The sequence below is a fragment of the Pseudomonas sp. P108 genome (assembly GCF_032613195.1).
Lineage (GTDB): Bacteria > Pseudomonadota > Gammaproteobacteria > Pseudomonadales > Pseudomonadaceae > Aquipseudomonas.
This window is the reverse complement of record NZ_CP126691.1, coordinates 5290024-5314143: the sequence shown is the minus strand read 5'-3', so window position 1 is coordinate 5314143 and position 24120 is coordinate 5290024. Positions and strand designations below refer to the sequence as shown.

Sequence of the window (24120 nt, the reverse complement as noted above, 5' to 3'; positions counted from 1 at the left end):
TTCATGTGCGGGATTTACCCGACGATCATCAATCAATCGTCGAAATCTTCCCAGCCGCCCATCTGTTTCCAGCGGTTGACGATGCCGCAGAACAGCTCAGCGGTTTTCTCGGTGTCGTAACGCGCCGAGTGCGCCTCGCGACCGTCGAAATCGATGTCGGCGGCCTGGCAGGCTTTTGCCAGTACGGTTTGACCGTACGCCAGACCGGCCAGCGTCGCGGTGTCGAAGCTGGAGAATGGGTGGAACGGGTTGCGCTTCATGTCCAGACGCGCAACGGCCGCGTTGAGGAAGCCAAGGTCGAAGCTGCTGTTGTGACCAACGAGAATAGCGCGTTTGCAGCCATTGGCCTTCAACGCTTTGCGAATGCCACGGAAGATGTCGGTCAGTGCGGTTTCTTCGCTGACGGCCATGCGCAGCGGGTGATCGAGCTTGATCCCGGTGAACTCCAGCGCTGCCGCTTCAATGTTGGCGCCTTCGAACGGCTCAACGCGGAAGAAGTAGGTGTGATCCGGGTAAACGAAACCCTTTTCATCCATGGCGATGGTGGTCGCGGCAATCTCCAGCAACGCATCGGTGGCCGAGTTGAAGCCACCGGTTTCTACGTCGACGACTACCGGCAGGTAGCCGCGAAAGCGTGCTGCCATTGGGTGACGGGAACCGCCACCACCACTTTGACCGTCCAGTTCGTCGTCGAAATGGTCTTCACTCACGCGTGTTCCTCCAGCAGGCGCCAGCGCAGTTTTTCACCGGCGCGCAGCGGGATAACGGTCAGCTCGCCAAACGGCAGGCTGGTTGGGGCGGTCCATTCTTCACGAACCAGGGTGATGCGATCGGAGTTCGCCGGCAGGCCGTAGAAACGCGGGCCGTTGAGGCTGGCGAAAGCTTCGAGCTTGTCCAGCGCGTTACGCTGTTCGAAGGCTTCGGCGTACATCTCGATGGCGGCGTACGCGGTGTAGCAGCCGGCGCAACCGCAAGCGGCTTCCTTCGCATGCTGGGCGTGTGGCGCCGAATCGGTGCCGAGGAAGAACTTCGCGCTGCCACTGGTGGCGGCGTCGAGCAGGGCTTCCTGATGCGTGTTGCGCTTGAGGATCGGCAGGCAATAGAAGTGCGGCCGAATCCCGCCGACCAGCATGTGGTTGCGGTTGTAGAGCAGGTGATGCGCGGTGATGGTCGCGCCAACGTTGGCCGAAGCCTCGTTGACGAACTGCACGGCGTCGCCGGTGGTGATGTGTTCAAACACCACTTTCAGCGTCGGAAAACGCTCGACCACGCGGCGCATGTGCTCATCGATAAAGATCTTTTCGCGGTCGAACACGTCGACGTCGCCACGGGTAACTTCACCGTGGATCAACAGCGGCATGCCGACTTCGGCCATGGCTTCCAGCGCCGGAAAAATCTTGTCGATGCTGGTTACCCCGGAATCGGAGTTGGTGGTCGCGCCAGCCGGGTACAGCTTGGCGGCGTGCACAAAACCGCTGGCCTTGGCCTCACGGATTTCTTCGGGCTGGGTGCGGTCGGTGAGGTACAGCACCATCAGCGGCTCGAAGCGACTGCCGGCCGGGCGGGCAGCGAGAATCCGCTGGCGATAGCCGTCGGCTTCAGCGGCGTTGCGCACCGGAGGTACCAGGTTGGGCATGATGATGGCGCGGCCAAAGGTGCGCGCAACATCGGCAACGGTATTGGTCAACACGGCACCATCGCGAAGATGAATGTGCCAGTCGTCGGGACGCAGCAGGGTCAGGCGGTCGGACATGAGGGGATTCCAGGCGGGTCAAACTGAGGCGAATGCTACCGGAAAAGACTCTTGCAGGCACTCGCTATCAAGTTTTGCCGGAACCTTCCGATATCCCGTAGGTATGCCGTAAACATAGTGTGAATCGGTCTTTGTGTTTCAGAAGCCAATGGAGCCTCCCGTGCGCCAGCGTTATTTAGCCTTGCTCAGTGTGTTTGCCAGCCTTCCCGCGATGGCGCTCACGTACCAGACCCGTCTGGAGAACATTGAGTGGACGGTCGCCGGCGACAAGTTCGAATGTCGTCTGACCCAGCCGATCACTGATTTCGGCTCGGGTGAGTTCGTGCGCAAGGCCGGTGAGCAGGCGATATTTCGTCTGAATGCCTACAACGCCATGCTTGGCGGCGGTTCAGCGACCTTGCTCGCGGCGGCGGCGCCTTGGCAGCCGGGCCGTGGCGACATCAACCTGGGCAGCGTCAGGCTCGGCAGCGGCAACGTATTGTTCAACAGCTCGCAGTCTCAGGCCGGTGGTCTGATCAGTGGCCTGCTGGACGGCCGTAGCCCGGTTGTACGCCGTGCCTCGGGCGACGGCCGCGTCTCGGAAGTTCGCTTGCTGCCGGTCAAATTCAGCAAAGCCTTCAACGATTACCAGACGTGTGTAGCGAAATTGCTGCCGCAGAATTTTGACCAGATCAAACAGTCGCAGATCGGCTTCCCCGGCGAGGGCGTTGACCTCGACGCCGCCGCCAAGGCCAGGCTGCAAGTAATGCTCGAATTCATGAAAGCCGATCCGACGGTCAATCACATCGAACTCGACGGCCATTCCGACAACAGCGGCAATCGCCTGACCAACCGCGAACTGTCGCGCCGCCGCGCGCTGGCTGTCGTCGACTTCTTCAAGGCCAATGGTATTCAGGAATCGCAGATCACCGTGCGTTTCCACGGCGAGCAATATCCCATTGTGCCGAACACCAATGCGGCCAATCGCGCGAAGAACCGTCGGGTCAATGTGAAACTGGCGCGCGTGGCGCCGGTCAGCCCCGCGCCTGCGCCTCAAGCGAGCACACCAGCCAGCACTGCAGCGACTTCCTGACCCGCCGGTCATCGTCGCGCTCTCGACAGAATCTGTCGCTTTGTCGTCTTAAGCTGTCGCGCCTCTGTAAATTATCGCGTTTGAGCGGTAGACTCCTCGGCTTTCCGTAGAACCCCGTGGAGTGATGGCATGGCGGACGTAAACAAGGTCGTTCTGGCGTATTCCGGCGGCCTGGACACTTCGGTGATCCTCAAGTGGCTGCAGGATACTTATAACTGTGAAGTGGTGACCTTCACCGCTGATCTCGGTCAAGGCGAAGAGGTCGAGCCGGCCCGCGCCAAGGCTCAGGCCATGGGCGTCAAAGAAATCTACATCGACGATCTGCGCGAAGAGTTCGTGCGTGATTTCGTGTTCCCGATGTTCCGCGCCAACACCGTTTACGAAGGTGAGTACCTGCTGGGTACTTCCATCGCACGTCCGCTGATCGCCAAACGTCTGATCGAAATCGCCAACGAAACCGGCGCTGACGCCATTTCCCATGGCGCCACCGGCAAGGGCAACGACCAGGTGCGTTTCGAACTGGGTGCCTACGCACTCAAGCCAGGCGTAAAAGTCATTGCACCATGGCGTGAGTGGGACCTGCTGTCCCGCGAGAAGCTGATGGACTACGCCGAGAAGCACGCGATCCCGATCGAGCGTCACGGCAAGAAGAAGTCCCCGTACTCGATGGACGCCAACCTGCTGCACATCTCCTATGAAGGCGGCGTGCTGGAAGACACCTGGACCGAGCACGAAGAAGACATGTGGAAATGGACCGTCTCCCCGGAGAACGCTCCTGACAAAGCGCAATACCTGGAACTGACCTACCGCAATGGCGACATCGTTGCACTGGACGGCGTCGAAATGACTCCGGCCACCGTGCTGGCGACGCTGAACAAGATCGGTGGTGCTCACGGTATTGGCCGTCTCGACATCGTTGAAAACCGTTACGTCGGCATGAAGTCCCGTGGTTGCTACGAAACCCCGGGCGGCACCATCATGCTGCGCGCTCACCGCGCCATCGAGTCGATCACCCTGGACCGCGAAGTCGCTCACCTCAAAGACGAGCTGATGCCGAAATACGCCAGCCTGATCTACACCGGTTACTGGTGGAGCCCTGAGCGTCTGATGCTGCAGCAGATGATCGACGCTTCGCAGGTCAACGTGAACGGTGTTGTGCGCCTGAAGTTGTACAAAGGCAACGTGATCGTCACTGGCCGCAAGTCCGACGATTCGCTGTTCGATTCCAACATCGCGACCTTCGAAGAAGACGGCGGTGCTTACAACCAGGCCGACGCGGCGGGCTTCATCAAGCTCAACGCGCTGCGCATGCGCATTGCTGCCAACAAGGGCCGCAAGCTGTTCTGAGTGTTACAGACTGACGCGCAATGAAAAGGGCGGCCTTGTCATCGAGACAAGGTCGCCCTTTTTGCATGATTCTTTGTCTGGATCTGTTCAAGCCATGTTTCTGGTCTTCGCGCTTGTCGCCGAGACTCATCGTTCATGTCCGTGCCATCAGCGTCACTGCTTGTGAACACAGGTTATAGACGATAAAGAGCGTCTTGCCTGAGCCCTTTTTTACCTGCTTGCTTTGCTGCACTGCGTTTTTCGTCAGTAAAACATCCGATACGTGATTGGAAAGGAAGACGACTACCCGGGCAGTTTTCCTGTCAAGGTTTCGGATTTTTTCCAGAATCGTCGCCAGCTCCCTCGCTTCATCGACATCCCTCGCATCAATGAGGTGCAGGTTACTGACCCATGCAGGTAACTGAATGTTGTGCTGAACAATCAGGTTCGGCTTTGTGTTGATGTCCGACGGTGGGTCAGGTGCGTTGTGGATTCTGCACGCGTCTTGCCGTTCGACAGTGCTTGACTCACTCGGCACGATACAACTTGATAGGCCAAATGCACCTTGCATGGCAGGCTCCTGGGACGAGGCGTGTCGTTTGTTCTCGCGATCATTGTTATCGATTACTTTTAGAAAGTTTTTGTCTTTGCCGAAGTCGGAGGGTGAGTAGAGGGAACGGTAGTTGAAGTTTAGTGTAATAAAGAAAAGAAATAACAAGTAAAACGGAAAGCTGATCAAAAACCACACGTATATTTCCCGGTCCTTATTATCAAGAAACGGTAACGAGATCGCGGCTGATGTTTCCGAAATGGCGGCAAATATGGCAATGACTGTCATTGGGTTGGTGATTTTGCTTTTTATTTTCAACATGCTTTGGCTCTTCTGTCTGGTCTTTCTCATAGTTGCTGTATTAGTAGGTGTCGAGTTTTTGTTTGGTAGTTGTTTTCCGAGATGTTTATTTTTATAGCAAAAACAATGGGTCAGGTATAAATATCTTGTTTCAGGTGTTTATATTCTGGCCGAGAGGGTGTGTTGTTCTCGAGCTGATATTTCCTGATGTTTCTAAGTTGAATCAGTGTCGCTAGCGTCCGCCGATTCGAGCCTGTTCAGCGCGGCTCAGGTGTTATCGATCGCAGTGGCGAGGCACGATTTCAGTCCTGCTGGAAGTAACCTGTAACAATGTAAATAGGCCAATATTGCCGAGTGCGAAGGAGGCGATGACGTCGGATTTTTAGATGGATAGCGATTTTTTGTAGGATTAATCCGCAATGACTGTAGGGCATGTCTTTCGATGCAAGTGCATGATTATCCTGGCATGCCATAGAGCAAGTGGCTGGGCTATTGTGCGTGTTCTAAAAATTCGAACAGCGAAACTGGACTTGCCCATGAATAAAGTGCTGATCGTGGATGATCACCCTGTCATTCGTCTTGCGGTGCGTATGCTAATGGAACGTCATGGCTACGAAGTCATCGCAGAGACTGATAACGGTGTGGATGCGTTACAACTGGCTCGAGAACAAATGCCGGATATTGTTATTCTGGATATTGGGATACCGAAACTTGATGGTCTGGAAGTTATTGCGCGACTGACTTCGACGGCCATGCCTATTAAAGTCCTGGTATTGACTTCACAGGCTCCCGGGCATTTTTCAATGCGCTGCATGCAGTCGGGGGCGGCCGGCTATGTCTGTAAACAGCAGGACCTGACCGAATTGCTCAGTGCGATCAAGGCGGTATTGTCGGGCTACAGTTATTTCCCCAATCAGGCTTTGCATACGGTGCGAACCAGTTTGGGTAATGCCAGTGAGGCCGACATGGTAGATCGTCTGTCCGGTCGGGAAATGATGGTGTTGCAGCAGTTGGCACGGGGAAAGACCAACAAGGAAATCGCCGATGGCATGTTTTTGAGCAACAAAACCGTAAGCACCTACAAGACCCGCTTGTTGTTGAAGCTCAATGCACGTTCCCTGGTTGATCTGATCGAGTTGGCGCAGCGCAATGGTCTGGTCTGAATGCCTGTAGTAGCTGACAGGGTCATGGGCCGATCGAATCCAGCTAGCTGCAGAAAGTAAAAAGCCTCCGGTTCAGGAGGCTTTCAAATATCAGTCATCAAAATCGTATTCGGCCAATTGCTTTTGCAGTCGGCGCTCCTCGAGCAGGTTATCGATGGTGCGGCGCTTGCTCAGGTTGGTCTTGGCGACCTCGACCACAGGTTCGGCGTCATCAGTTTCTGCAGCGATTTCGTCATCTACATCCAGTGGCTCTTTGTCGCTACTCATCAGCTAACTCCCGGCTAAGAATGCCTTTGGCGCCCCTTATATCGATATTCCTGCGGTGGGTAAAAAAGATTTTTTCAATCGACTTATCAATTATTCCAATAGCCGGTCAATCGTCCGAAGTTTTGTCCTTGTACTCGCACAAGTCTTCGATCCGGCAACTGCCACAGCGTGGCTTGCGGGCCAGACACACGTAGCGACCATGAAGGATCAGCCAGTGATGAGAGTCGAGCAGGAATTCCTTGGGCACAAACTTCATCAGCTTCTTTTCCACCTCGACCACATTTTTGCCCGGGGCAATGCCGGTGCGGTTGCTGACCCGGAAGATGTGGGTGTCGACGGCCATGGTCAGCTGCCGGAAAGCCGTGTTGAGCACGACGTTGGCGGTCTTGCGGCCCACCCCCGGCAAGGCTTCGAGTTCTTCACGGGTTTGCGGAACCTCGCTGCCATGGCGCTCGACCAGCAAGCGGCAGGTTTCGATAACGTTCTTGGCCTTGCTGTTGTAGAGACCGATCGTCTTGATGTATTCGGATAGACCTTCGATACCCAACGCGTGGATCGCTGCCGGCGTATTGGCAACCGGGAACAGCTTCGCCGTGGCCTTGTTGACGCCTACGTCAGTCGACTGCGCCGAAAGAATCACGGCGATCAACAGCTCGAACGGCGAGGAGTAGGCCAGTTCGGTCTTTGGCTCCGGATTGTCTTCGTGCAGGCGACGGAAAATCTCCAGACGTTTTGCAGCATTCATGGACGATGTATTTCCTTGGAAATTGAGTTCGGGCGAATCACCGCCTGGCGCGCCGCCAGCAGCAGCGCCAACAAAATAAAAGCACCGGGGATCAAGGTGATCAGGTGCAGCCCTTCGTTAAACAGAACAAGACCTGGCCAGGATTCGGACAGCCCCCGGCCGAGACTACCGTGACCGATGAGTTCACGCAGTCCTGCAAGTACCAGCATGAGTCCACCGAACGTCGCGCAGAGTTTGACGCGTTCGGCCAATGATTGATGCCAGAAACCATGGTGTTCCAGCACCACGCATTGCAAGGCGATCAGGCTGGTATACAGGCCGAATGCTTGCTGCCAGGGCAGAAACCAGCGCTGCGCCAAAAGATCTGCACAACTGGTGAAGGTCGCGGCGAGCAACAGGCTGGCCAGTAATGCGCTTGTACCACTGAGCCTCGACCGCAAAGCCGGCATGCACAGGCCATACAGACCCACAACTGTGGCGAACATCAACAATGTCCCCAGTGCGCCTGCCAATGAGTCACTGGTGCCAAGCAGCAGGGTCAGCATCAATGCGGTCGAGAGGGTTGCTAAGCGGTTCATGTTCCGCTCCCCAGCAGTGCCGCCCGATGAGCATCGAAGTAACGCAGGGCATCGTGGATCGTGCTGATCGCGGCGCGAGAGGTGATGGTCGCACCGGCTATCTGATCGAATTGGCCTTGATCCTTTTTCAACGCCCAGCCCGCATCGCTCGGTTCATTGCTCGATTTGCCGATAAACGTCTGCAGCCAGGCGTTCGGCCAGTCTCCCAGGTGCCCGCCGAGTGCAGGCGTTTCGGCCTGTTGGAGAGTTTTCACGCCCAACAATTTGCCGTTGGCATCGATGGCGATCAACAGTTCGATGGCGCCCGCATAACCCCGGGTTTGGCTGCGCAGCAGGATCGCTGCGGTCTGGCCGCCTCGGGTCGCGCGATAACCGCCGGTCAAAGTGCTGTGGTTCAGGGTTATGTCTGCCAAGGCCAACGGCTGTTCCAGCGGTTGATTGTCGTAGGCCGCGAGCGGGAGCAGGTCGAGCAGTTTGCGGCTTTCGATCAAGCGCTGTTCGGCGGCAATCTGCGGTGCGTTAATGCGCTGTAAGACGTAGGTCGCACCGATGCCAATGACTACCAACATCAACACAATTAGCGCGCTGCCCGTGCGGTTCATGGATTCACCTGTGACTGGCGGCCAGCGGCGAATCGCTCCAGCGCTGGCACGCAAAGGTTCATCAGCAGCACCGCAAACGCCACGCCGTCCGGGTAACCGCCCCAGGTGCGAATCAAATAAGTCAGCAGCCCGACGCCGACACCGAACAGCAGACGGGCGAGCGCGTTTTTCGCGCCGGAGACCGGTTCAGTGATGATGAAGAACGCACCCAGCATGGTTGCGCCGCTAAGCAGATGAAACAGCGGCGATCCATGCGAGTTCGACCCTGAACCATTCCAGCACAGCAGGCTGACGACAAACAGGCTGGCAAGCATGCCCACTGGAGCGTGCCAGGCAAAGACCTGGCGTTGCAGCAAAAACAGCCCGCCGGCAAGAAACGCCAGATTCACCCATTCCACAGCGTGTCCGCCAAAGCGGCCGAAGGCCGGGTTGCTGGCGAACAATTCGTCCATGGTCAGGCTTTTGTTGATGCGCAGGCTGTCCAGCACGGTGGCCTGTGCCCAGGCGTCCGGTGCCACACCTGCGCCGAACACCTGTTGAAAAGCGGCGGTCAGATCCACGCCGTGGGCCGGCCAATGGGTCATCGGCTGCGGGAACATCACCATGGCCAGCGCGAAGCCGAGCATTGCCGGGTTGAACGGGTTTTTTCCGACGCCACCGTACACGTGCTTGCCGAACAGCAAGCCCGAAGCAATGGCCGTCACCGTCAGCCACCAGGGGCAGTAGGGCGGCAGGGCGGCAGCCAGCAACGTTGCGCTGACCAGCGCACTGCCGTCGCTCAGCGTCGGCCGCATGGGTTGTCGACGCAAGCGGAGGACGGCAGCCTCGACCACCAGCGCAGTGACGATCGCCAGCAGCAGATTGATCAACACGCCCCAACCGTAAAACCAGAACAACGCCAGCAGCCCCGGCAACGTCGCCAGCAATACCAGCTTCATCGCCTGTTGCAGGCGACTGTCCGGCGTTTCAAGGGGCGACATGGTCTTGCACCTGGCGCTCGGCGTATTGCAGGCGGGCGCGGGCCTTGTCGAGCATTTCAGTGGGGGTATCGGCGCGCCGTTCGAGTTTATTGAGGTCCGCGCGGGCGTAGGCCAATTCGGTTTTCAACTGGCGAAGCTGGCTGTCGATCGGGCGCTTTTCGATCCGCACCAAGTCAGGCAATGGCTGATCGCTGGTGGCTTCGGCAGCGTGCAGGGCCTGCTCGGCGTCGCGCAACGCTTGTTCCAGCGCGGCGATCTGTTCGGGCGGCGCTTCGGCGGTTTGGGCTTTTTTCAGTTCGGCGCGGCGCATGGCCAACTGGATCTTCGCCCGTTTCAGCTCGGCGTCTTTGGCGGGGGCGGGCACTAGGGGCGCTGGCGTTGCACTGCTTTCAAGTTTCGCCAAGGCCAGTTCTGCCACTTCGAACTGCTGCTGCAACACGATCAGTTGCGTCTGCTGTTCGAATGTCGGCGGATGGCCGAAAGCTTTCAACGATTTGTGCAATTGCGCACGGCTCATCGCGACATCGATCTTGGCTTTCTTCAGTGCTGCATCCACAGTCGCCGCTTTCTGCGCACGCACCCGCTCCAGCGCCGCCTGCACCGGATCGGTTGCGACCACTTCAGGTTGCGCCGACCGTTTCGCCCGCGCTTCTCGCTCAGCCTGTTTGTGCTGTTCTTCGCGTTGCAGACGCTGATTGCGTCGTTCGAAACGTTGACGTGCATGATCACGTTTGGCAGCGCGGGCGCGTTGCTCGTCGAGACTCAAGGCCAGGCCGCCGACCACCGGCAACGTGCCGAGTGGCAGCGGGCGCATTTCAATGCAATCCACCGGGCACGGCGCGACACACAGGTCACAACCGGTGCATTCATCGATGATCACGGTGTGCATCAGTTTCGCCGCGCCGACAATCGCGTCGATCGGGCAGGCCTGGATGCACTTGGTGCAGCCAATGCACTCGGCTTCGCGGATGTATGCCACTTGCGGCGGCGCCGAACCGCGACTGATGTCCAGTTCCAGCACCGGCACTTTCAGCAGTTCAGCCAGTGCGGCGATGGTTTCGTCACCGCCCGGCGGGCACTTGTTGATCGGCTCGCCCTCGGCGATGCCTTGTGCATACGGCTTGCATCCGGGATGGCCGCACTTTCCGCATTGGGTCTGCGGCAGGAGGGCATCGATGCGTTGAATCAGACTCATGTTTTGATCAGTCCACTGAATCCGAGAAAAATCACTGCAATCAGTCCGGCACCGATCAGATCGATCGGCAAGCCGCGAAAGGGCAGCGGAATATCGTTGTCGGCCGTGCGCTCGCGCAAATCACAGAACAGGCTCAGCACCAGCCAGAAGCCCAGCCCGGCGCCGAGACTCAGCGCAGTGGCATGCAGCAGGCCTTGATCGTTTTGTGCGTTGATCAGCGCCAGTCCGAGTACACCGGCATTACCCAGCAACAACGGCCACAAACCGTCGAAGGGCAGATTCGGCAAGCAGCGCGCCAACAGTTTCAGCAGTGGCGCGATCAGCAAAACGCTCAACGGCAGAAACACGAACAAGCGCAGGGCTTCAAGGTGCAACGGCACCAGCAACCCATGCCAGATCACGTAACCGACCACACCGACGACCAGCATCATGCAAAGCGTCGCTGACCCCAGCGCGTGCACCTGCCGACGATTGCCTGCCAAGAGCGGATCGACGCCCAGCGGCCAGTGCAACACGAAGTTGTTGAGCAGCGCAGCACTGACAAGCGTAAGCACGAGTTCGGTCATGGTTCTGTCGGCGAAACGGGCAGGTATCTCATAAGGTTAGGCAGTATCCGCCCAGATATGAAAAATCCCACCGGCATGCGGGGCACGTCGGTGGGATCGATTTTGTTGCTGTCGCTTACTTGATGCGTTGACCCGGCTTGGCGCCGCTGTCCGGGCTCAGCAGGTAAATCTCTTCACCGCCAGGGCCGGCCGCCATCACCATGCCTTCGGAGATACCGAACTTCATCTTCCGAGGCTTGAGGTTGGCGATCATCATGGTCAGGCGACCGTCGAGCTTGGACGGATCCGGATAAGCGCTCTTGATCCCGGAGAACACGTTGCGTTGCTCGTCACCGATATCCAGTGTCAGACGCAGCAGTTTGTCGGCACCTTCCACATGTTCGGCTTTGACGATCAGCGCGACGCGCAGGTCGATGGCGGCAAAGGCGTCGAAGTCGATTTCCGGCGACAGCGGGTCCTTGGCCAATTCGCCATTGCCCGCAGGGGCGGCGGCACCGGTGTCGGTCTGGCTGGCGGTCAGGTCTTCTTTCGAGGCGTCGCTCATGGCTTGCACTTTTACCGGGTCGATGCGGGTCATCAACGGCTTGAATTCGTTGAGCTGATGGTTGGCCAGCAGGGTGGTGTGGTCGTTCCAGGTCAGCGGAGCGACATTGAGGAACGCCTCGGCATCGGCGGCCAGCAGCGGCAGCACCGGTTTGAGGAAAATCACCAGTTGGCGGAACAGGTTGATGGCGGTGGCGCAGATCGCCTGGACTTCATCCTGTTTGCCTTCCTGCTTGTTCAACGACCACGGCGCCTTGTCGGCGATCCAGGCGTTGGCGCGATCGGCCAGGGCCATGGTTTCACGCATGGCGCGGGCGAAGTCGCGGGCTTCATAGGCGTCGGCAATGCTTGGCGCGGCAGCGAGGAAAGCCTCGGTCAGCTCTGGCGCGGCATTGGTGCCGACCAGCAGGCCAGCGTTACCTTTCTGAATGAAACCGGCGCAACGGCTAGCGATGTTGACCACTTTGCCGACCAGGTCGGAGTTGACCTTCTGCACGAAGTCTTCGAGGTTCAGGTCGAGGTCATCGACGCCTCGGCCCAGTTTGGCCGCGTAGTAGTAACGCAGGTATTCCGGCGACAGGTGATCCAGGTAGGTGCGGGCCTTGATGAAGGTGCCGCGCGACTTGGACATCTTCTGGCCGTTGACGGTCAGGTAGCCGTGCACGTTGATGCCGGTCGGCTTGCGGTAGCCCGCGCCTTCGAGCATCGCTGGCCAGAACAGCGCGTGGAAGTTGACGATGTCCTTGCCGATGAAGTGGTACAACTCGGCGGTGGAGTCTTTGCCCCAGAACGCATCGAAGTCCAGCTCCGGCGTGCGGTTGCAGAGGTTCTTGAAGCTGGCCATGTAGCCGATCGGCGCATCCAGCCACACGTAGAAGTATTTGCCCGGCTCGCCCGGGATCTCGAAACCGAAGTACGGCGCATCGCGGGAGATGTCCCACTGCTGCAGGCCGGCGTCCAGCCATTCGGCGATCTTGTTGGCGACGGCGTCTTGCAGGGTGCCGCTGCGGGTCCAGGTCTGCAGCATCTGCTGGAAGTCCGGCAGCTTGAAGAAGAAATGCTGGGAATCCTTGAGCACCGGGGTGGCGCCGGAGATTGCCGACTTCGGATCCTTCAGGTCAGTCGGGGCGTAGGTCGCACCGCATTTTTCGCAGTTGTCGCCGTACTGGTCTTCAGTGCCGCACTTCGGGCAGGTGCCCTTGATGAAGCGGTCGGCCAGGAACATTTTCTTTTCCGGGTCGAAATACTGGGTGATCGAGCGCTGGGCGATGTGCCCGGCGTCACGCAGCTTGATGTAGATCTGGCTCGACAGCTCACGGTTTTCTTCGGCGTGAGTGGAGTGGAAGTTGTCGAAATCGACCAGGAACTCGGCAAAGTCGGCGCTGTGTTCAGCCTGCACGTTGGCGATCAGTTGTTCCGGGGTGATGCCTTCCTTTTCCGCGCGCAGCATGATCGCCGAACCGTGGGCGTCGTCGGCGCAGACGTAAATGCATTGATTGCCGCGATGCTTCTGGAAGCGCACCCACATATCGGTCTGGATATATTCCAGCATATGGCCAAGGTGAATCGAACCGTTGGCGTAGGGCAGGGCGCTGGTGACGAGGATCTTGCGTGGTTCGGACATGTGGGGCTTCGCTACTTGATGAAACGGAGGTCGGCCACTATAAAGCGCTGGGCAAGATATTTCACCCCTGCAAATCGTTGCCGGGCGTGCCGTCCGGAGGATAGAAGGGGTAGGATACCCGCCATCTTTTCCCAGTCTTGTTATCGGAGTTGCCCATGAGCGCCGTCACTCGCGCAGCGGTGGAAGCCGTCCTCAGCCAATACACCGACCCTTACCTGAACCAGGACCCGGTCAGCGCCGGTTGCGTGAAGCACATCGAGATCGTCGGTGACCGCGTCAACGTGCAGCTGGAAATCGGTTACGCCGCCGGTCTGTTCAAGAGCGGCTGGGCGCAAATGCTGCAACTGGCCATTGAAAACCTTGATGGCGTGACCGCGGCGAAAGTCGAGATCAACACCGTGATCGCCGCGCACAAGGCGCAGGCGCAGATTCCGGGGCTGGCCAACGTCAAGAACGTGGTTGCCGTGGCTTCGGGCAAGGGCGGTGTGGGTAAATCGACCACCGCCGCCAACCTCGCGCTGGCCCTGGCCCGTGAAGGCGCCAAGGTCGGGATTCTCGACGCCGATATCTACGGCCCGAGCCAAGGCATCATGTTCGGCATCCCCGAGCGCACCCGCCCGGAGGTCAAGGATCAGAAGTGGTTCGTGCCGCTCAAGGCCCATGGCGTTGAAGTCATGTCGATGGCGTTCCTGACCGACGACAACACGCCGATGGTCTGGCGTGGGCCGATGGTCTCCGGCGCGCTGCTGCAACTGGTTACGCAAACCGCGTGGAGCGACCTCGATTATCTGGTCATCGACATGCCGCCGGGCACTGGCGACATTCAGTTGACCCTCGCACAGAAAGTCCCGGTGGCCGGCGCTGTCATCGTCACCACCCCGCAGGATCTGGCCCTGCTCGACGCGCGCAAGGGCGTGGAAATGTTCCGCAAGGTCAACATTCCGGTGTTGGGCGTGGTGGAAAACATGGCGGTGCACATCTGCTCGAACTGCGGGCATGCCGAGCATTTGTTCGGTGAGGGCGGTGGTGAGAAGCTGGCGACCCAGTACGGCGTCGAACTGCTGGCTTCACTGCCGCTGTCGATGTTGATCCGCGAGCAGGCCGATGGCGGCAAGCCAACGGTCATCGCCGAACCGGACAGCCAGATTGCCATGGTCTATCAGGAACTTGCCCGCCACGTCGGCGCGCGCATTGTATTGCAGGAAGCGGCGACACCGGCGATGCCGAACATCACCATCAGCGACGATTAAGTAACCGCTGGATGAAAATGTGGGAGCGAGCCTGCTCGCGAATGCGGAGTGTCATTCAACTCATTGGTTGGCTGATCCACTGCATTCGCGAGCAGGCTCGCTCCCACATTGGTTTTTGTGTTTGCAGTTAGATCCGCAACCCGCCATCCATCTCCAGAATCCGCCCGGTGTAATAGTCGTTCTCGAAGATATACGCCGCCGAATGGGCGATTTCTTCCGGCTTGCCCATGCGCTTGAGCGGAATCCCCGAAGTCATTTTCTCCAGCGCTTCCGGTTTCATGCCCAGGGTCATCTCGGTTTCGATGAAGCCCGGTGCAATCCCCGCCACGCGAATGCCGTAACGCGCCAGCTCTTTGGCCCAGGTCACCGTCGCTGCAGCAACACCGGCCTTGGCCGCCGAATAGTTGGTCTGGCCAACGTTGCCCGCACGCGAGATCGACGAGATGTTGATGATCGCGCCGCTGGTCTTCAGCTCGACCATTTTCGCCGCCACCTCACGGGTGCAGAGGAACACGCCGGTCAGGTTGACGTCGATCACGGCCTGCCACTGTGCCAGGCTCATCTTGGTCATTTCGCCGTCCTTGACCTTGAGCAGCAGGCCATCGCGCAGGATCCCGGCGTTGTTGATCAGGCCGTGGATCGCACCGAAATCGGCGGCGACCTGAGCGACCATGTGCTCGACCTGTTCTTCATTGGCCACGTTGCACAGATAGCTGCGGGCCTCGACGCCCTTGGCCTTGCAGGCCGCGACCGTGTCGTCGAGTTTTTCCTGATTGAGGTCGACCAACGCCAGCTTCGCGCCTTTGCCGGCGAAATACTCGGCCATCGAACGGCCTAAACCCTGGCAACCGCCAGTGATAATGATTACTTTGTCGTTGAGTTGCATTCGCATGCCCCGATAGCAGGTCTGAGTAGTTTTTGTTTTCAGCGACTCCCGATCTGCACCGGCCGTGGCAGGGTTGCACATGAGAATTGCCCGCTGGCGTGACGGGGACTTAATCCCGGGCGCCCGTCCGTTTTTTCGACGGATACTATTTAAGGAGTCATAAATTGAGCGTTGAAGTGGCCAAGAATGCCCGAGAATTGCTTCTCAAGGAATACCGCGGAGTGCTGTCGACCCACTCCAAATCGATGCCCGGTTTTCCCTTTGGCTCCGTGGTGCCTTACTGCCTGGATGAGCAGGGCCGGCCGCTGATCCTGATCAGTCGCATCGCCCAGCACACCCACAACCTGCAAAAAGACCCGAAGTGCTCAATGCTCGTCGGCGAGCGCGAGGCCGATGACGTGCAAGCCGTTGGTCGCCTGACCTACCTGGCCGAAGCGCAAAAGCTCGAAGACGCGGCTGCCATTGAAGCGGCCGCGGAGCGTTACTACCGTTATTTCCCGGATTCGCAGAACTACCACAAAGCCCACGATTTCGATTTTTGGGTGCTGAACCCGGTGCGTCATCGCTACATCGGCGGTTTCGGTGCGATTCACTGGGTCGATCAACTGACCCTGGCCAATCCGTTCGCCGGCAAGGCCGAAATCAGCATGGTCGAGCACATGAACAGCGACCACGCCAAAGCCATCGCGCACTATGTCGATCTCGCCGGTCTGCCGAAAAGCGTGCCGGCGCAACTGGCCGGCATTGACACTGAGGGCATGCACCTGCGCATTGGTCAGGCGCTGTACTGGTTGCCGTTTCAAGCCCCTTGTCATACGCCGACACAAGTGCGCGAAGCCTTGGTTTCATTGGCTCACGCACAGGTCTGGCCAAAAAATGCAGTGGCCGATGCTTGAATTCACGAAAGGGCGACGTCATCTAAGGCTTACTGCAAGGCATTTCTTGCGTTGAGGAAACTTTGATGCGCCCTTTTCTGTTGCTCTTTCTGCTGTTTCCAGTGCTGGAGCTGTTCGTATTCGTCAAAGTGGCAGGCTCTATCGGGTTTTTCCCGGCCCTGCTGCTGATCATTCTCGGCTCGATGTTCGGCGTGTTCGTGCTGCGCGTCGCCGGTCTGGCCACGGCCCTGCGTGCCCGTGAAAGCCTGAACCGCGGCGAACTGCCTGCGCAAACCATGCTCGAAGGGCTGATGCTGGCTCTGGCCGGTGGCCTGTTGATCCTGCCAGGCTTCATCAGTGACGTGGTCGGTCTGGTCATGCTGCTGCCGTTCAGCCGTCGACTGCTGGCGAACAAAATGCGCCAGCGCGCCGAAGAACAGGCCATGCGCCAGCGAGCATTCGCCGATGACCTGCAACCCCGTGGCGGTCCTGCACCGCGTCAGCCTCTGGGCCGCGAGGGCGATGTGATCGAAGGCGAGTTCGAGCACCGCGACACCAAGTAACTGCACTGTCTGCACGGCACCCTCGGGTGCCGTGTTCATTTTCAGGGTGCTGAAGTGAAAAATTTTCTGCCCCCGCCCTTGTAATAAGCTTATGCGCCCTTATGTATCGGTCACCGCAAGGTTTCCGGTATTTGAACCGGACAGACTTCCGCGACTCGCTCGACGAGCCGCAACCGGCGCAGGCCGGATTTGTCAAACCCGCCGGGACTACACCGGCCGATGAAAACCACAATTAGGAGAGATCGACAATGAAGCTTCGTCCTCTGCATGACCGCGTCGTAATCCGTCGCAGCGAAGAAGAAAAGAAAACCGCTGGCGGTATCGTCCTGCCAGGTTCGGCTGCTGAAAAAGCCAACCACGGTGTGATTCTCGCTGTAGGCCCGGGCAAAGCTCTGGAAAACGGCGAAGTGCGCGCACTGTCCGTGAAGGAAGGCGACAAGGTTGTGTTCGGTCCTTACTCCGGCAGCAACACTGTGAAAGTCGACGGCGAAGACCTGTTGGTAATGAGCGAGAACGAAATCCTCGCTGTTATCGAAGGCTGATACCCCCGTTCATTTTCCCGCTACTACAAAGTATTTAAGGAATATCGATCATGGCTGCTAAAGAAGTTCTGTTTGGCGATTCCGCCCGTAAAAAAATGCTCAAGGGCGTCAACGTCCTGGCTGACGCAGTAAAAGCGACCCTGGGCCCGAAAGGCCGTAACGTGATCATCGAGAAGAGCTTCGGCGCTCCGACCATCACCAAGGACGGCGTTTCCGTCGCCAAAGAAATCGAACTCGAAGACCGTTTCGAAAACATGGGCGCGCAGCTGGTCAAAGACGTTGCCTCCCGTGCCAACGATGACGCTGGTGACGGTACTACCACCGCTACCGTTCTGGCTCAGTCGATCGTCAACGAAGGCCTGAAAGCCGTCGCTGCCGGCATGAACCCGATGGACCTGAAGCGCGGTATCGACAAAGCGACCATCGCTATCGTCAAAGAGCTGAAGAACCTGTCCAAGCCATGCGCTGACACCAAGGCAATCGCTCAGGTAGGCACCATCTCGGCCAACTCCGACAACTCCATCGGCGACATCATTGCCGAAGCCATGGAAAAAGTCGGTAAAGAAGGCGTGATCACCGTTGAAGAAGGCACTGGCCTGGAAAACGAACTGTCGGTTGTAGAAGGCATGCAGTTCGACCGTGGCTACCTGTCCCCGTACTTCGTCAACAAGCCGGAAACCATGGTTGCCGAACTGGACAACCCACTGGTTCTGCTGGTCGACAAAAAGATCTCGAACATCCGCGAAATGCTGCCAGTGCTGGAAGCCGTTGCCAAAGCCGGCCGTCCACTGCTGATCGTTTCCGAAGACGTTGAAGGCGAAGCCCTGGCGACTCTGGTTGTGAACAACATGCGTGGCATCGTTAAAGTTGCAGCCGTGAAGGCTCCTGGCTTCGGCGACCGTCGCAAGGCCATGCTGCAGGACATCGCTGTTCTGACCGGCGGTACCGTTATCTCCGAAGAGATCGGCCTGAGCCTGGAAGCCGCTACCCTGGAAAACCTGGGCAGCGCCAAGCGTGTGACCATCTCCAAGGAAAACACCATCATCGTTGACGGTGCTGGCGTTGCTGGCGACATCGAATCGCGTATCGCTCAGATCCGTGCTCAGGTTGCCGAAACTTCCTCGGACTACGACCGTGAAAAACTGCAAGAGCGTCTGGCCAAGCTGTCCGGCGGCGTTGCAGTGATCAAGGTTGGCGCCGGTTCCGAAGTTGAAATGAAAGAGAAGAAAGCCCGCGTTGAAGACGCCCTGCACGCAACCCGTGCAGCCGTTGAAGAAGGCGTGGTGCCTGGCGGTGGCGTGGCGCTGATCCGCGCTCTGCAAACCCTGGTTGACCTGAAAGGCGACAACGCTGATCAGGACGTCGGTATCGCCGTTCTGCGTCGCGCTGTTGAAGCGCCGCTGCGTCAGATCGCTGCCAACAGCGGCGACGAGCCAAGCGTTGTGGTCAACGAAGTCAAGAACGGCAAAGGTAACTTCGGTTACAACGCTGCGACTGGCGAATACGGCGACATGATCGAAATGGGCATCCTGGACCCAACCAAGGTTACCCGTTCCGCTCTGCAAGCCGCTTCGTCGATCGGCGGTCTGATCCTGACCACCGAAGCAGCTGTAGCTGACGCGCCGAAGAAAGACGGCGCTGCTGGCGGCGGTATGCCAGACATGGGCGGCATGGGTGGCATGGGCGGCATGATGTAAGCCAGCCTTGTCCCTGTAACGCAAAACCCCGCTGGCGAAAGTCAGCGGGGTTTTTTATTGCCCAAATATCAGCGTCACCCCCAGCCCCCTGTGGGAGCGAGCCTGCTCGCGAAGGCGTCGGATCAGCCCACATTAATGTTGAATGACACACCGCATTCGCGAGCAGGCTCGCTCCCACAATGGGATCTATATTCAGGCGCTGATGGGGTGTGCCTTGACCACGGCCTCGGCCTTCACCGCCGGGCGATACAGCACCCAGTAATACGACCCCAGACAAATCAGCCAGCAGAAAATCGCCGTCCACACGTTGTGCGAGAAGAAGTGTGCACCCTGCATCATCCGGCTGATCGAAAACACCGAACCCAGCGCAAAGGCAAAGATGAACGCTTGACGCGCCAGACGCGGACGGCGATCACGCAGGACAAAGAACAGCGCAAACAGAGTGAATCCCGTCGCCGCATGACCACCCGGCCAGCAACGGCCTGGCTTGTCGGTCTGCGGCCGATGCTCCATCAACTTGCTGTAGGTTTCATGGCCACCGAATTGCTCCAGGCTCCACGGGCACTGCACGGCAGTCACCGCTTTCACCGGGGTGACGAACGAGGTGGCAAGGCCCAGCGACAGCACCAGACAGCCCAGTTCACGCTTGAACGGTTTAAGCCTGGCGACGAGGAACGATCCGATGAAACCGAGGATGGCAAACACCGAGAAGGCGATCACCACCTGTTTGGCCCGGTCATGCAGGATGTCTTCGAGGAAGTAGCTGTGCCGCCCGATGAAGTCTCCAGCCACCGGGTCATAGAACAGGCGGGCCAGATTCATGTCCAGATCGGTCAGTTCAAGCAACACCAGGCTAATCGCCGCGACGGTGGGTATTCCCAGGCACAACCAGAAATTCAGTGGCCTGGAAACGGGGCGGGCAGAAGTCGACGCCATGGGCAATTCCTTGGTCGGTAGGTGGGTTCTGAAGAGCGCAAACCCGCGGAGTCTGCGCGTGCTCGCGTCGCTGATTTGTTAATCGAAAGTGAAAAAAACGTTGGCAGGAACAATGAACGTTTTTCTCGCGCAACAACCCAACGCACGCCTAGCCGTGAGCCACACTTGGCCGTAAGCTGCGCGGGCCAAGACGGCCGTTACCCCGTACGGAGGAGGTGCCCATGCGAATTCTGTTGGTCGAAGACAACCGCGACATCCTGGCCAATCTGGCCGATTATCTGGGCCTCAAAGGCTATACCGTCGATTGCGCCCAGGATGGTCTGTCGGGCCTGCATCTGGCAGCCACCGAGCATTACGACCTGATCGTGCTCGACATCATGCTGCCCGGGATCGACGGCTACACACTGTGCAAACGCTTGCGTGAAGATGCCCGCCGCGACACACCAGTGATCATGCTTACGGCTCGCGATCAACTCGACGACCGTTTGCAAGGCTTCAAGTCCGGCGCGGACGATTACCTGATCAAGCCATTTGCCTTGTCCGAACTTGCCGCGCGGGTCGAAGCGGTAATGCGCCGCGCCCAGGGCGGTGGCCGCCGTGCGTTGCAAGTCGCCGATCTGAGCTACGACCTCGACACTCTGGAAGTGACCCGCGACGGTAAATTGCTCAAGCTCAACCCGGTCGGCCTCAAATTGCTGGCAGTGTTGATGCAGAAGAGCCCGCATGTCCTGCGTCGGGAAATACTCGAAGAAGCGCTGTGGGGCGATGATTGCCCGGACAGCGACAGCCTGCGCAGCCACGTTCACCAATTGCGTCAAGTGATCGATAAACCGTTCACCAAGCCACTGCTGCACACCGTGCACGGCGTGGGTTATCGCCTGGCCGATGTGTAATGGAGTTCAGGCAAAGTCTTTCCCAGCGGATCATTATTGCCTTTGCTTTGATGAGTGCACTGGTCGCCGGAGCCTTCGCCATGGGCATTGTCGCGACCGTGCACCTTGTCGAGGAAAAGCTGATTTCGGCCGGACTGGGCGGCGATTTGCAGCGTCTGCTGTTGATGGACAATGTCTCGGACTGGAGCCACCGTCCGGAACCGGATCAGTTGTTCTATTTCAGCGGCGGACCGGGCGATTTCGAGCTGCCCAAGGATCTGCGCCATCTCGACTCCGGGTTCCATGAGGTATTCCGCGAGCAGTTGTCGTATCACGCGATGGTCGAGATCGTCGACGGACGGCGTTATGTTTTGCTGCAGGATCAGAGCGATTTTGAAGAGCGCGAGCGCGTGCTGTTTGCCGTGGTGCTGGTGGGCTTTGTGCTCAGTCTGGCTCTGGCGGTGTTCCTCGGTTGGGTGCTCGCGCGCAAAGTGATGGCGCCGGTAGTGCGCTTGGCGCGTCAGGTTCGCCACCGTGATCAATTGCTCGGGCTGGCACCACCGCTGGCGCCGGATTATGCGGCTGACGAAGTCGGTGAACTGGCGGTGGCATTCGACGCCACGTTGGGGCGGTTGCGTCAGGCGCTGACACGTGAGCGTTTATTCACCAGCGACGTCAGCCATGAGTTGCGCACGCCGCTGATGGTGTTGGCCAGCTCCTGCGAACTGCTGCTGGAAAACCCCGGCATCGACCAGCGTGGTCGTTCACAGGTCGAGCGTATTGCCCGCGCCAGTGAAGAAATGCGCGAGTTGGTGCAAACCTTCCTGATGCTGGCGCGCGCCCAGCATGAAGATGCCGGCATGGCACTTCAGCAAAACCTCTCGCAAGTCGCCGAAAGCCTGCTCTGTCTGTGGCGCGGGCCGATCGAGAGCAAGGGGCTGAAGCTGATCTTCGAACCGGGCAATCCATCAGACGTTCGCTACAACGCGACCCTGTTGAATGCCGTGATGGGCAACCTGTTGCGCAACGCGCTGCATTACACCGAAAGCGGCTTCATTCGCCTGACACTCACTGCCAACGGCTTCGCGGTCGAAGACTCCGGCGTCGGCATTCCGGAAGAAAAACGCGAAGCCATGTTCGAGCCTTTCGTGCGTGGCAGCGAAAAGCGCGGCGAGGGCCTGGGGTTGGGCTTGTCGCTGGTGCAGCGGATCTGCGAGAACCAGGGCTGGACCGTCAGCCTCAGCACGATGGAGCCCAATGGCTGCCGCTTCGAAGTGGATCTGGGCAAAATCTGACGCACGGAGTGGCTCGATGCTACTCCCTCTCACCTGTCTAAATCCTGTATAACGCTGTAATAATTTGTCTGTTTACCTGACATTTTTTTCACAAATGGATGACCTGACGCTGACACGCCGCTCCCTAAGGTGGTGACATCAGCAATTCAGGAGTCCTGGTGATGGCCGGCCCGATCAAACTCGATTTTTCCGAGAAGTACGACGATCAACACGCGCAAAAATACCTGCGCAAGCACAAAGAAAGCCTTGGACGACGACTCTCCCACTGGCGTGACGAACAACAGGCCCGCAAGGCGCTGGCGTTGGTCGGTGAGCCGGGACTGGTGCTGGATCTGCCCTGCGGTGCAGGGCGTTTCTGGCCACTTCTGGGGGAAAAGGCCAACCGGGTGATCATCGGTGCGGACAATTCCGAGTCGATGATCAAGACAGCCATGCAGGCGCAACCGGCTGATGTGGTGAAACGGGTACAACCCTTGCACACCTCAGCATTCGACATTGCCTTGCCTGACAACGCCGTCGACAGCATTTTTTGCATGCGTCTGCTCCACCACATCGGTGAAGCCGAGCATCGCCGGGCGATTCTGCGCGAATTCGAGCGCGTCACCCGTGACAGTGTGATTGTTTCGCTGTGGGTCGACGGCAACTTCAAGGCCTGGAAACGCCAGCGTGCCGAGCGCAACCGTGACAAACGCGAGTATCAGAATCGCTATGTGTTACCGGCTGCTACGGTCGAAAAGGAGTTCGAGGAGGCAGGTTTTCGAATTCAGGAACAACTGGACTTTATTCCGCTCTATGCCATGTGGCGAGTTTACGTATTACGCAAGAGGTAACAGGATGGCAGTGCAATTTGCAGCGGGAACGGAAGTCGCTCCGCAAGACCGCTTCGACTACTACTGGAATCAGCGCGGCGAATGGGTAGAAGAGCCCAACGTGCGCAGGGGTGGCGAAAGCGGTGTGCAACGTATCGTTGGACGCGACGGACAACTGCTGTACGCCAAGCGTCAGACGGGTCATATCTACCGCAGTTGGTTGCACCCGTTTGGCCGTCCTACGGTTTTGCGCGAGCTGGATGCGCTGACCGGCGTCAGCAAACTCGGGGTTCGCGTGCCGGAAATCGTTTTCTGCGGCGCCCAGCCTGATCCGCAACACAAATGGCGTGCGCTGCTGGTAACCAAGTCCCTGGACGGTTTTCAGGAACTGGAACACTGGCTGGCGGCTGCCGGTGGTCGTGATCAGTGTGGCGACGTGGTTTATGAGCGGGTGCTCAAAGACCTCGCCGAAAATCTCGCGCGCATGCACAAAGGCCGGTGGCAGCACAGCTGCATCTACATCAAGCACGTATTTGTGCGGGTGACAGGCGAAGGCGAGTCGGCCAAGGTCGAGGTTGCCTTGATTGATCTGGAGAAATGCCGCCAGCGTCTGACGGCCTATCGCGCCGCCTCCCATGACATGAAGCAATTGCGTCGCCATTCGTCGTTCCGCGACGCGGACTGGAAGAAACTCGTCTATTTTTATGAGACGGCGTTTGGCAGCGCTATCAAAGGTTTATAGCGATGAAACTAGAAATTGCACGAGGTTTGTTTTTGGTTGGAGCCTTGGCAGTTGCTTCATTGGCGGTGGCTGCCTGGGAGCAGCCTCGCATGCAGGTGATAGGCGCGTCCGTGGACGACGCCCACTGCGCAGTCCCACGGGTGGCAAAAGCCTCCGTGGCGACCAAACCCGATCATGATCTGTTGCTGTTCATGTTCGGACTTTCTCAAGGGATGAGGCCGCAGAGTTGAAACGATTGAAGCCCATATAAAGGCCTTGCAGTTGCGAGGCCTTTTTTTATGCCAGGAATTCGGGTCTGGCCCCTTGTGGGAGCGAGCCTGCTCGCGAAAGCGGTATGTCAGGCACCACAAGTATTAACTGACAGACCGCCTTCGCGAGCAGGCTCGCTC

General features: G+C 58.4%; 26 protein-coding genes. 13 read left to right on the top strand and 13 right to left on the bottom strand.

Annotated features, from left to right (window positions below; all coding sequences use genetic code 11):
• Positions 1-32: 32 nt before the first annotated feature.
• The gene (gene rnt / locus QOM10_RS23355; protein WP_007916667.1) at positions 33-710 is read right to left on the bottom strand and encodes a ribonuclease T; all 678 of its coding nucleotides are present in this window, start codon (positions 708-710) and stop codon (positions 33-35) included.
• Entirely contained in the window at positions 707-1753 is a 1047-nt protein-coding gene (gene pyrC, locus QOM10_RS23350; RefSeq protein ID WP_316917024.1) for a dihydroorotase, read from the bottom strand. The genes rnt and pyrC overlap by 4 nt, the downstream gene beginning before the upstream one ends.
• Before the next feature lie 160 nt (positions 1754-1913).
• On the opposite strand from pyrC, the gene QOM10_RS23345 reads away from it, so the two are divergent.
• Together QOM10_RS23345 and QOM10_RS23340 are read left to right on the top strand one after the other, a co-directional pair.
• Complete coding sequence (locus QOM10_RS23345) at positions 1914-2825, top strand: flagellar protein MotY (RefSeq protein WP_127929598.1); 912 nt, start codon at positions 1914-1916, stop codon at positions 2823-2825.
• A 129-nt stretch (positions 2826-2954) separates the two neighbouring features.
• Positions 2955-4172, top strand: a complete 1218-nt coding sequence (locus QOM10_RS23340; protein ID WP_007916658.1) for an argininosuccinate synthase — start codon at positions 2955-2957, stop codon at positions 4170-4172.
• Positions 4173-4305: 133 nt separating this feature from the next.
• Here QOM10_RS23340 and QOM10_RS23335 read toward each other — a convergent pair whose 3' ends face one another.
• The gene (locus QOM10_RS23335) at positions 4306-5022 is read right to left on the bottom strand and encodes a hypothetical protein (RefSeq protein ID WP_150750409.1); all 717 of its coding nucleotides are present in this window, start codon (positions 5020-5022) and stop codon (positions 4306-4308) included.
• Between the two features lie 515 nt (positions 5023-5537).
• Here QOM10_RS23335 and QOM10_RS23330 point away from each other — a divergent pair.
• Positions 5538-6164, top strand: coding sequence for a response regulator transcription factor (locus QOM10_RS23330; protein WP_007916656.1), 627 nt, complete (start codon positions 5538-5540; stop codon positions 6162-6164).
• Between the two features lie 90 nt (positions 6165-6254).
• Here the strand turns inward: QOM10_RS23330 and QOM10_RS23325 are convergent, their stop codons facing one another.
• From QOM10_RS23325 to metG, 8 genes are all read right to left on the bottom strand, one after another.
• Positions 6255-6431, bottom strand: a complete 177-nt coding sequence (locus tag QOM10_RS23325; RefSeq protein WP_316917023.1) for a PA3496 family putative envelope integrity protein — start codon at positions 6429-6431, stop codon at positions 6255-6257.
• 106 nt (positions 6432-6537) lie between these two features.
• On the bottom strand, positions 6538-7176 hold the full coding sequence (nth, locus tag QOM10_RS23320; RefSeq protein WP_034153506.1) for an endonuclease III: 639 nt from the start codon (positions 7174-7176) through the stop codon (positions 6538-6540).
• A complete protein-coding gene (locus QOM10_RS23315; protein ID WP_316917022.1) occupies positions 7173-7754 on the bottom strand; it encodes an Rnf-Nqr domain containing protein in 582 nt (193 codons plus the stop codon). The genes nth and QOM10_RS23315 overlap by 4 nt, the downstream gene beginning before the upstream one ends.
• Complete coding sequence (locus QOM10_RS23310) at positions 7751-8356, bottom strand: RnfABCDGE type electron transport complex subunit G (RefSeq protein WP_160041650.1); 606 nt, start codon at positions 8354-8356, stop codon at positions 7751-7753. The genes QOM10_RS23315 and QOM10_RS23310 overlap by 4 nt, the downstream gene beginning before the upstream one ends.
• The gene (locus QOM10_RS23305; protein WP_150750406.1) at positions 8353-9336 is read right to left on the bottom strand and encodes an RnfABCDGE type electron transport complex subunit D; all 984 of its coding nucleotides are present in this window, start codon (positions 9334-9336) and stop codon (positions 8353-8355) included. Before QOM10_RS23305 ends, QOM10_RS23310 begins: the two co-directional genes overlap by 4 nt.
• The gene (gene rsxB / locus QOM10_RS23300) at positions 9323-10531 is read right to left on the bottom strand and encodes an electron transport complex subunit RsxB (RefSeq protein ID WP_316917021.1); all 1209 of its coding nucleotides are present in this window, start codon (positions 10529-10531) and stop codon (positions 9323-9325) included. The genes QOM10_RS23305 and rsxB overlap by 14 nt, the downstream gene beginning before the upstream one ends.
• Positions 10528-11097 (bottom strand): electron transport complex protein RnfA, encoded by a 570-nt coding sequence (locus tag QOM10_RS23295; RefSeq protein WP_150774273.1) that lies wholly within the window; start codon positions 11095-11097, stop codon positions 10528-10530. The genes rsxB and QOM10_RS23295 overlap by 4 nt, the downstream gene beginning before the upstream one ends.
• Positions 11098-11212: 115 nt before the next feature.
• A complete protein-coding gene (gene metG, locus QOM10_RS23290; protein ID WP_150774274.1) occupies positions 11213-13264 on the bottom strand; it encodes a methionine--tRNA ligase in 2052 nt (683 codons plus the stop codon).
• A 155-nt stretch (positions 13265-13419) separates the two neighbouring features.
• Here metG and apbC point away from each other — a divergent pair, with 155 nt between their 5' ends.
• Positions 13420-14514: an iron-sulfur cluster carrier protein ApbC gene (gene apbC / locus QOM10_RS23285; RefSeq protein WP_160041643.1), complete on the top strand. Its 1095-nt coding sequence runs from the start codon at positions 13420-13422 to the stop codon at positions 14512-14514.
• 127 nt (positions 14515-14641) lie between these two features.
• On the opposite strand, the gene QOM10_RS23280 is transcribed toward apbC, so the two are convergent.
• Positions 14642-15400 (bottom strand): SDR family oxidoreductase, encoded by a 759-nt coding sequence (locus QOM10_RS23280; protein ID WP_127929588.1) that lies wholly within the window; start codon positions 15398-15400, stop codon positions 14642-14644.
• 164 nt (positions 15401-15564) lie between these two features.
• On the opposite strand from QOM10_RS23280, the gene QOM10_RS23275 reads away from it, so the two are divergent.
• The 4 genes from QOM10_RS23275 to groL all read left to right on the top strand — a co-directional run bounded on the left by QOM10_RS23275 (position 15565) and on the right by groL (position 19077).
• Positions 15565-16296: a HugZ family protein gene (locus tag QOM10_RS23275; protein WP_150750402.1), complete on the top strand. Its 732-nt coding sequence runs from the start codon at positions 15565-15567 to the stop codon at positions 16294-16296.
• Between the two features lie 65 nt (positions 16297-16361).
• Positions 16362-16838 (top strand): FxsA family protein, encoded by a 477-nt coding sequence (locus QOM10_RS23270; protein ID WP_016986669.1) that lies wholly within the window; start codon positions 16362-16364, stop codon positions 16836-16838.
• 248 nt (positions 16839-17086) lie between these two features.
• On the top strand, positions 17087-17380 hold the full coding sequence (locus QOM10_RS23265; RefSeq protein WP_007916610.1) for a co-chaperone GroES: 294 nt from the start codon (positions 17087-17089) through the stop codon (positions 17378-17380).
• A 50-nt stretch (positions 17381-17430) separates the two neighbouring features.
• Positions 17431-19077 carry a chaperonin GroEL gene (groL, locus tag QOM10_RS23260; protein ID WP_127929586.1) on the top strand — a complete coding sequence of 549 codons (1647 nt, stop codon included), beginning with the start codon at positions 17431-17433 and terminating at the stop codon, positions 19075-19077.
• A 192-nt stretch (positions 19078-19269) separates the two neighbouring features.
• Here the strand turns inward: groL and QOM10_RS23255 are convergent, their stop codons facing one another.
• Positions 19270-20013, bottom strand: a complete 744-nt coding sequence (locus tag QOM10_RS23255) for a phosphatase PAP2 family protein (RefSeq protein WP_150750401.1) — start codon at positions 20011-20013, stop codon at positions 19270-19272.
• Between the two features lie 221 nt (positions 20014-20234).
• Between QOM10_RS23255 and colR the strand changes: the two genes are divergently transcribed.
• From colR to QOM10_RS23230, 5 genes are all read left to right on the top strand, one after another.
• A complete protein-coding gene (gene colR / locus QOM10_RS23250) occupies positions 20235-20906 on the top strand; it encodes a two-component system response regulator ColR (protein ID WP_095123294.1) in 672 nt (223 codons plus the stop codon).
• Positions 20906-22180 (top strand): sensor histidine kinase, encoded by a 1275-nt coding sequence (locus QOM10_RS23245; RefSeq protein ID WP_150750400.1) that lies wholly within the window; start codon positions 20906-20908, stop codon positions 22178-22180. Before colR ends, QOM10_RS23245 begins: the two co-directional genes overlap by 1 nt.
• A 161-nt stretch (positions 22181-22341) precedes the next feature.
• On the top strand, positions 22342-23010 hold the full coding sequence (locus QOM10_RS23240) for a class I SAM-dependent methyltransferase (protein ID WP_316917020.1): 669 nt from the start codon (positions 22342-22344) through the stop codon (positions 23008-23010).
• Positions 23011-23014: 4 nt separating this feature from the next.
• Positions 23015-23731 (top strand): lipopolysaccharide kinase InaA family protein, encoded by a 717-nt coding sequence (locus tag QOM10_RS23235; RefSeq protein WP_127929582.1) that lies wholly within the window; start codon positions 23015-23017, stop codon positions 23729-23731.
• Between the two features lie 2 nt (positions 23732-23733).
• Positions 23734-23961: a hypothetical protein gene (locus QOM10_RS23230; protein WP_127929581.1), complete on the top strand. Its 228-nt coding sequence runs from the start codon at positions 23734-23736 to the stop codon at positions 23959-23961.
• The last annotated feature ends 159 nt before the right edge of the window (positions 23962-24120 follow it).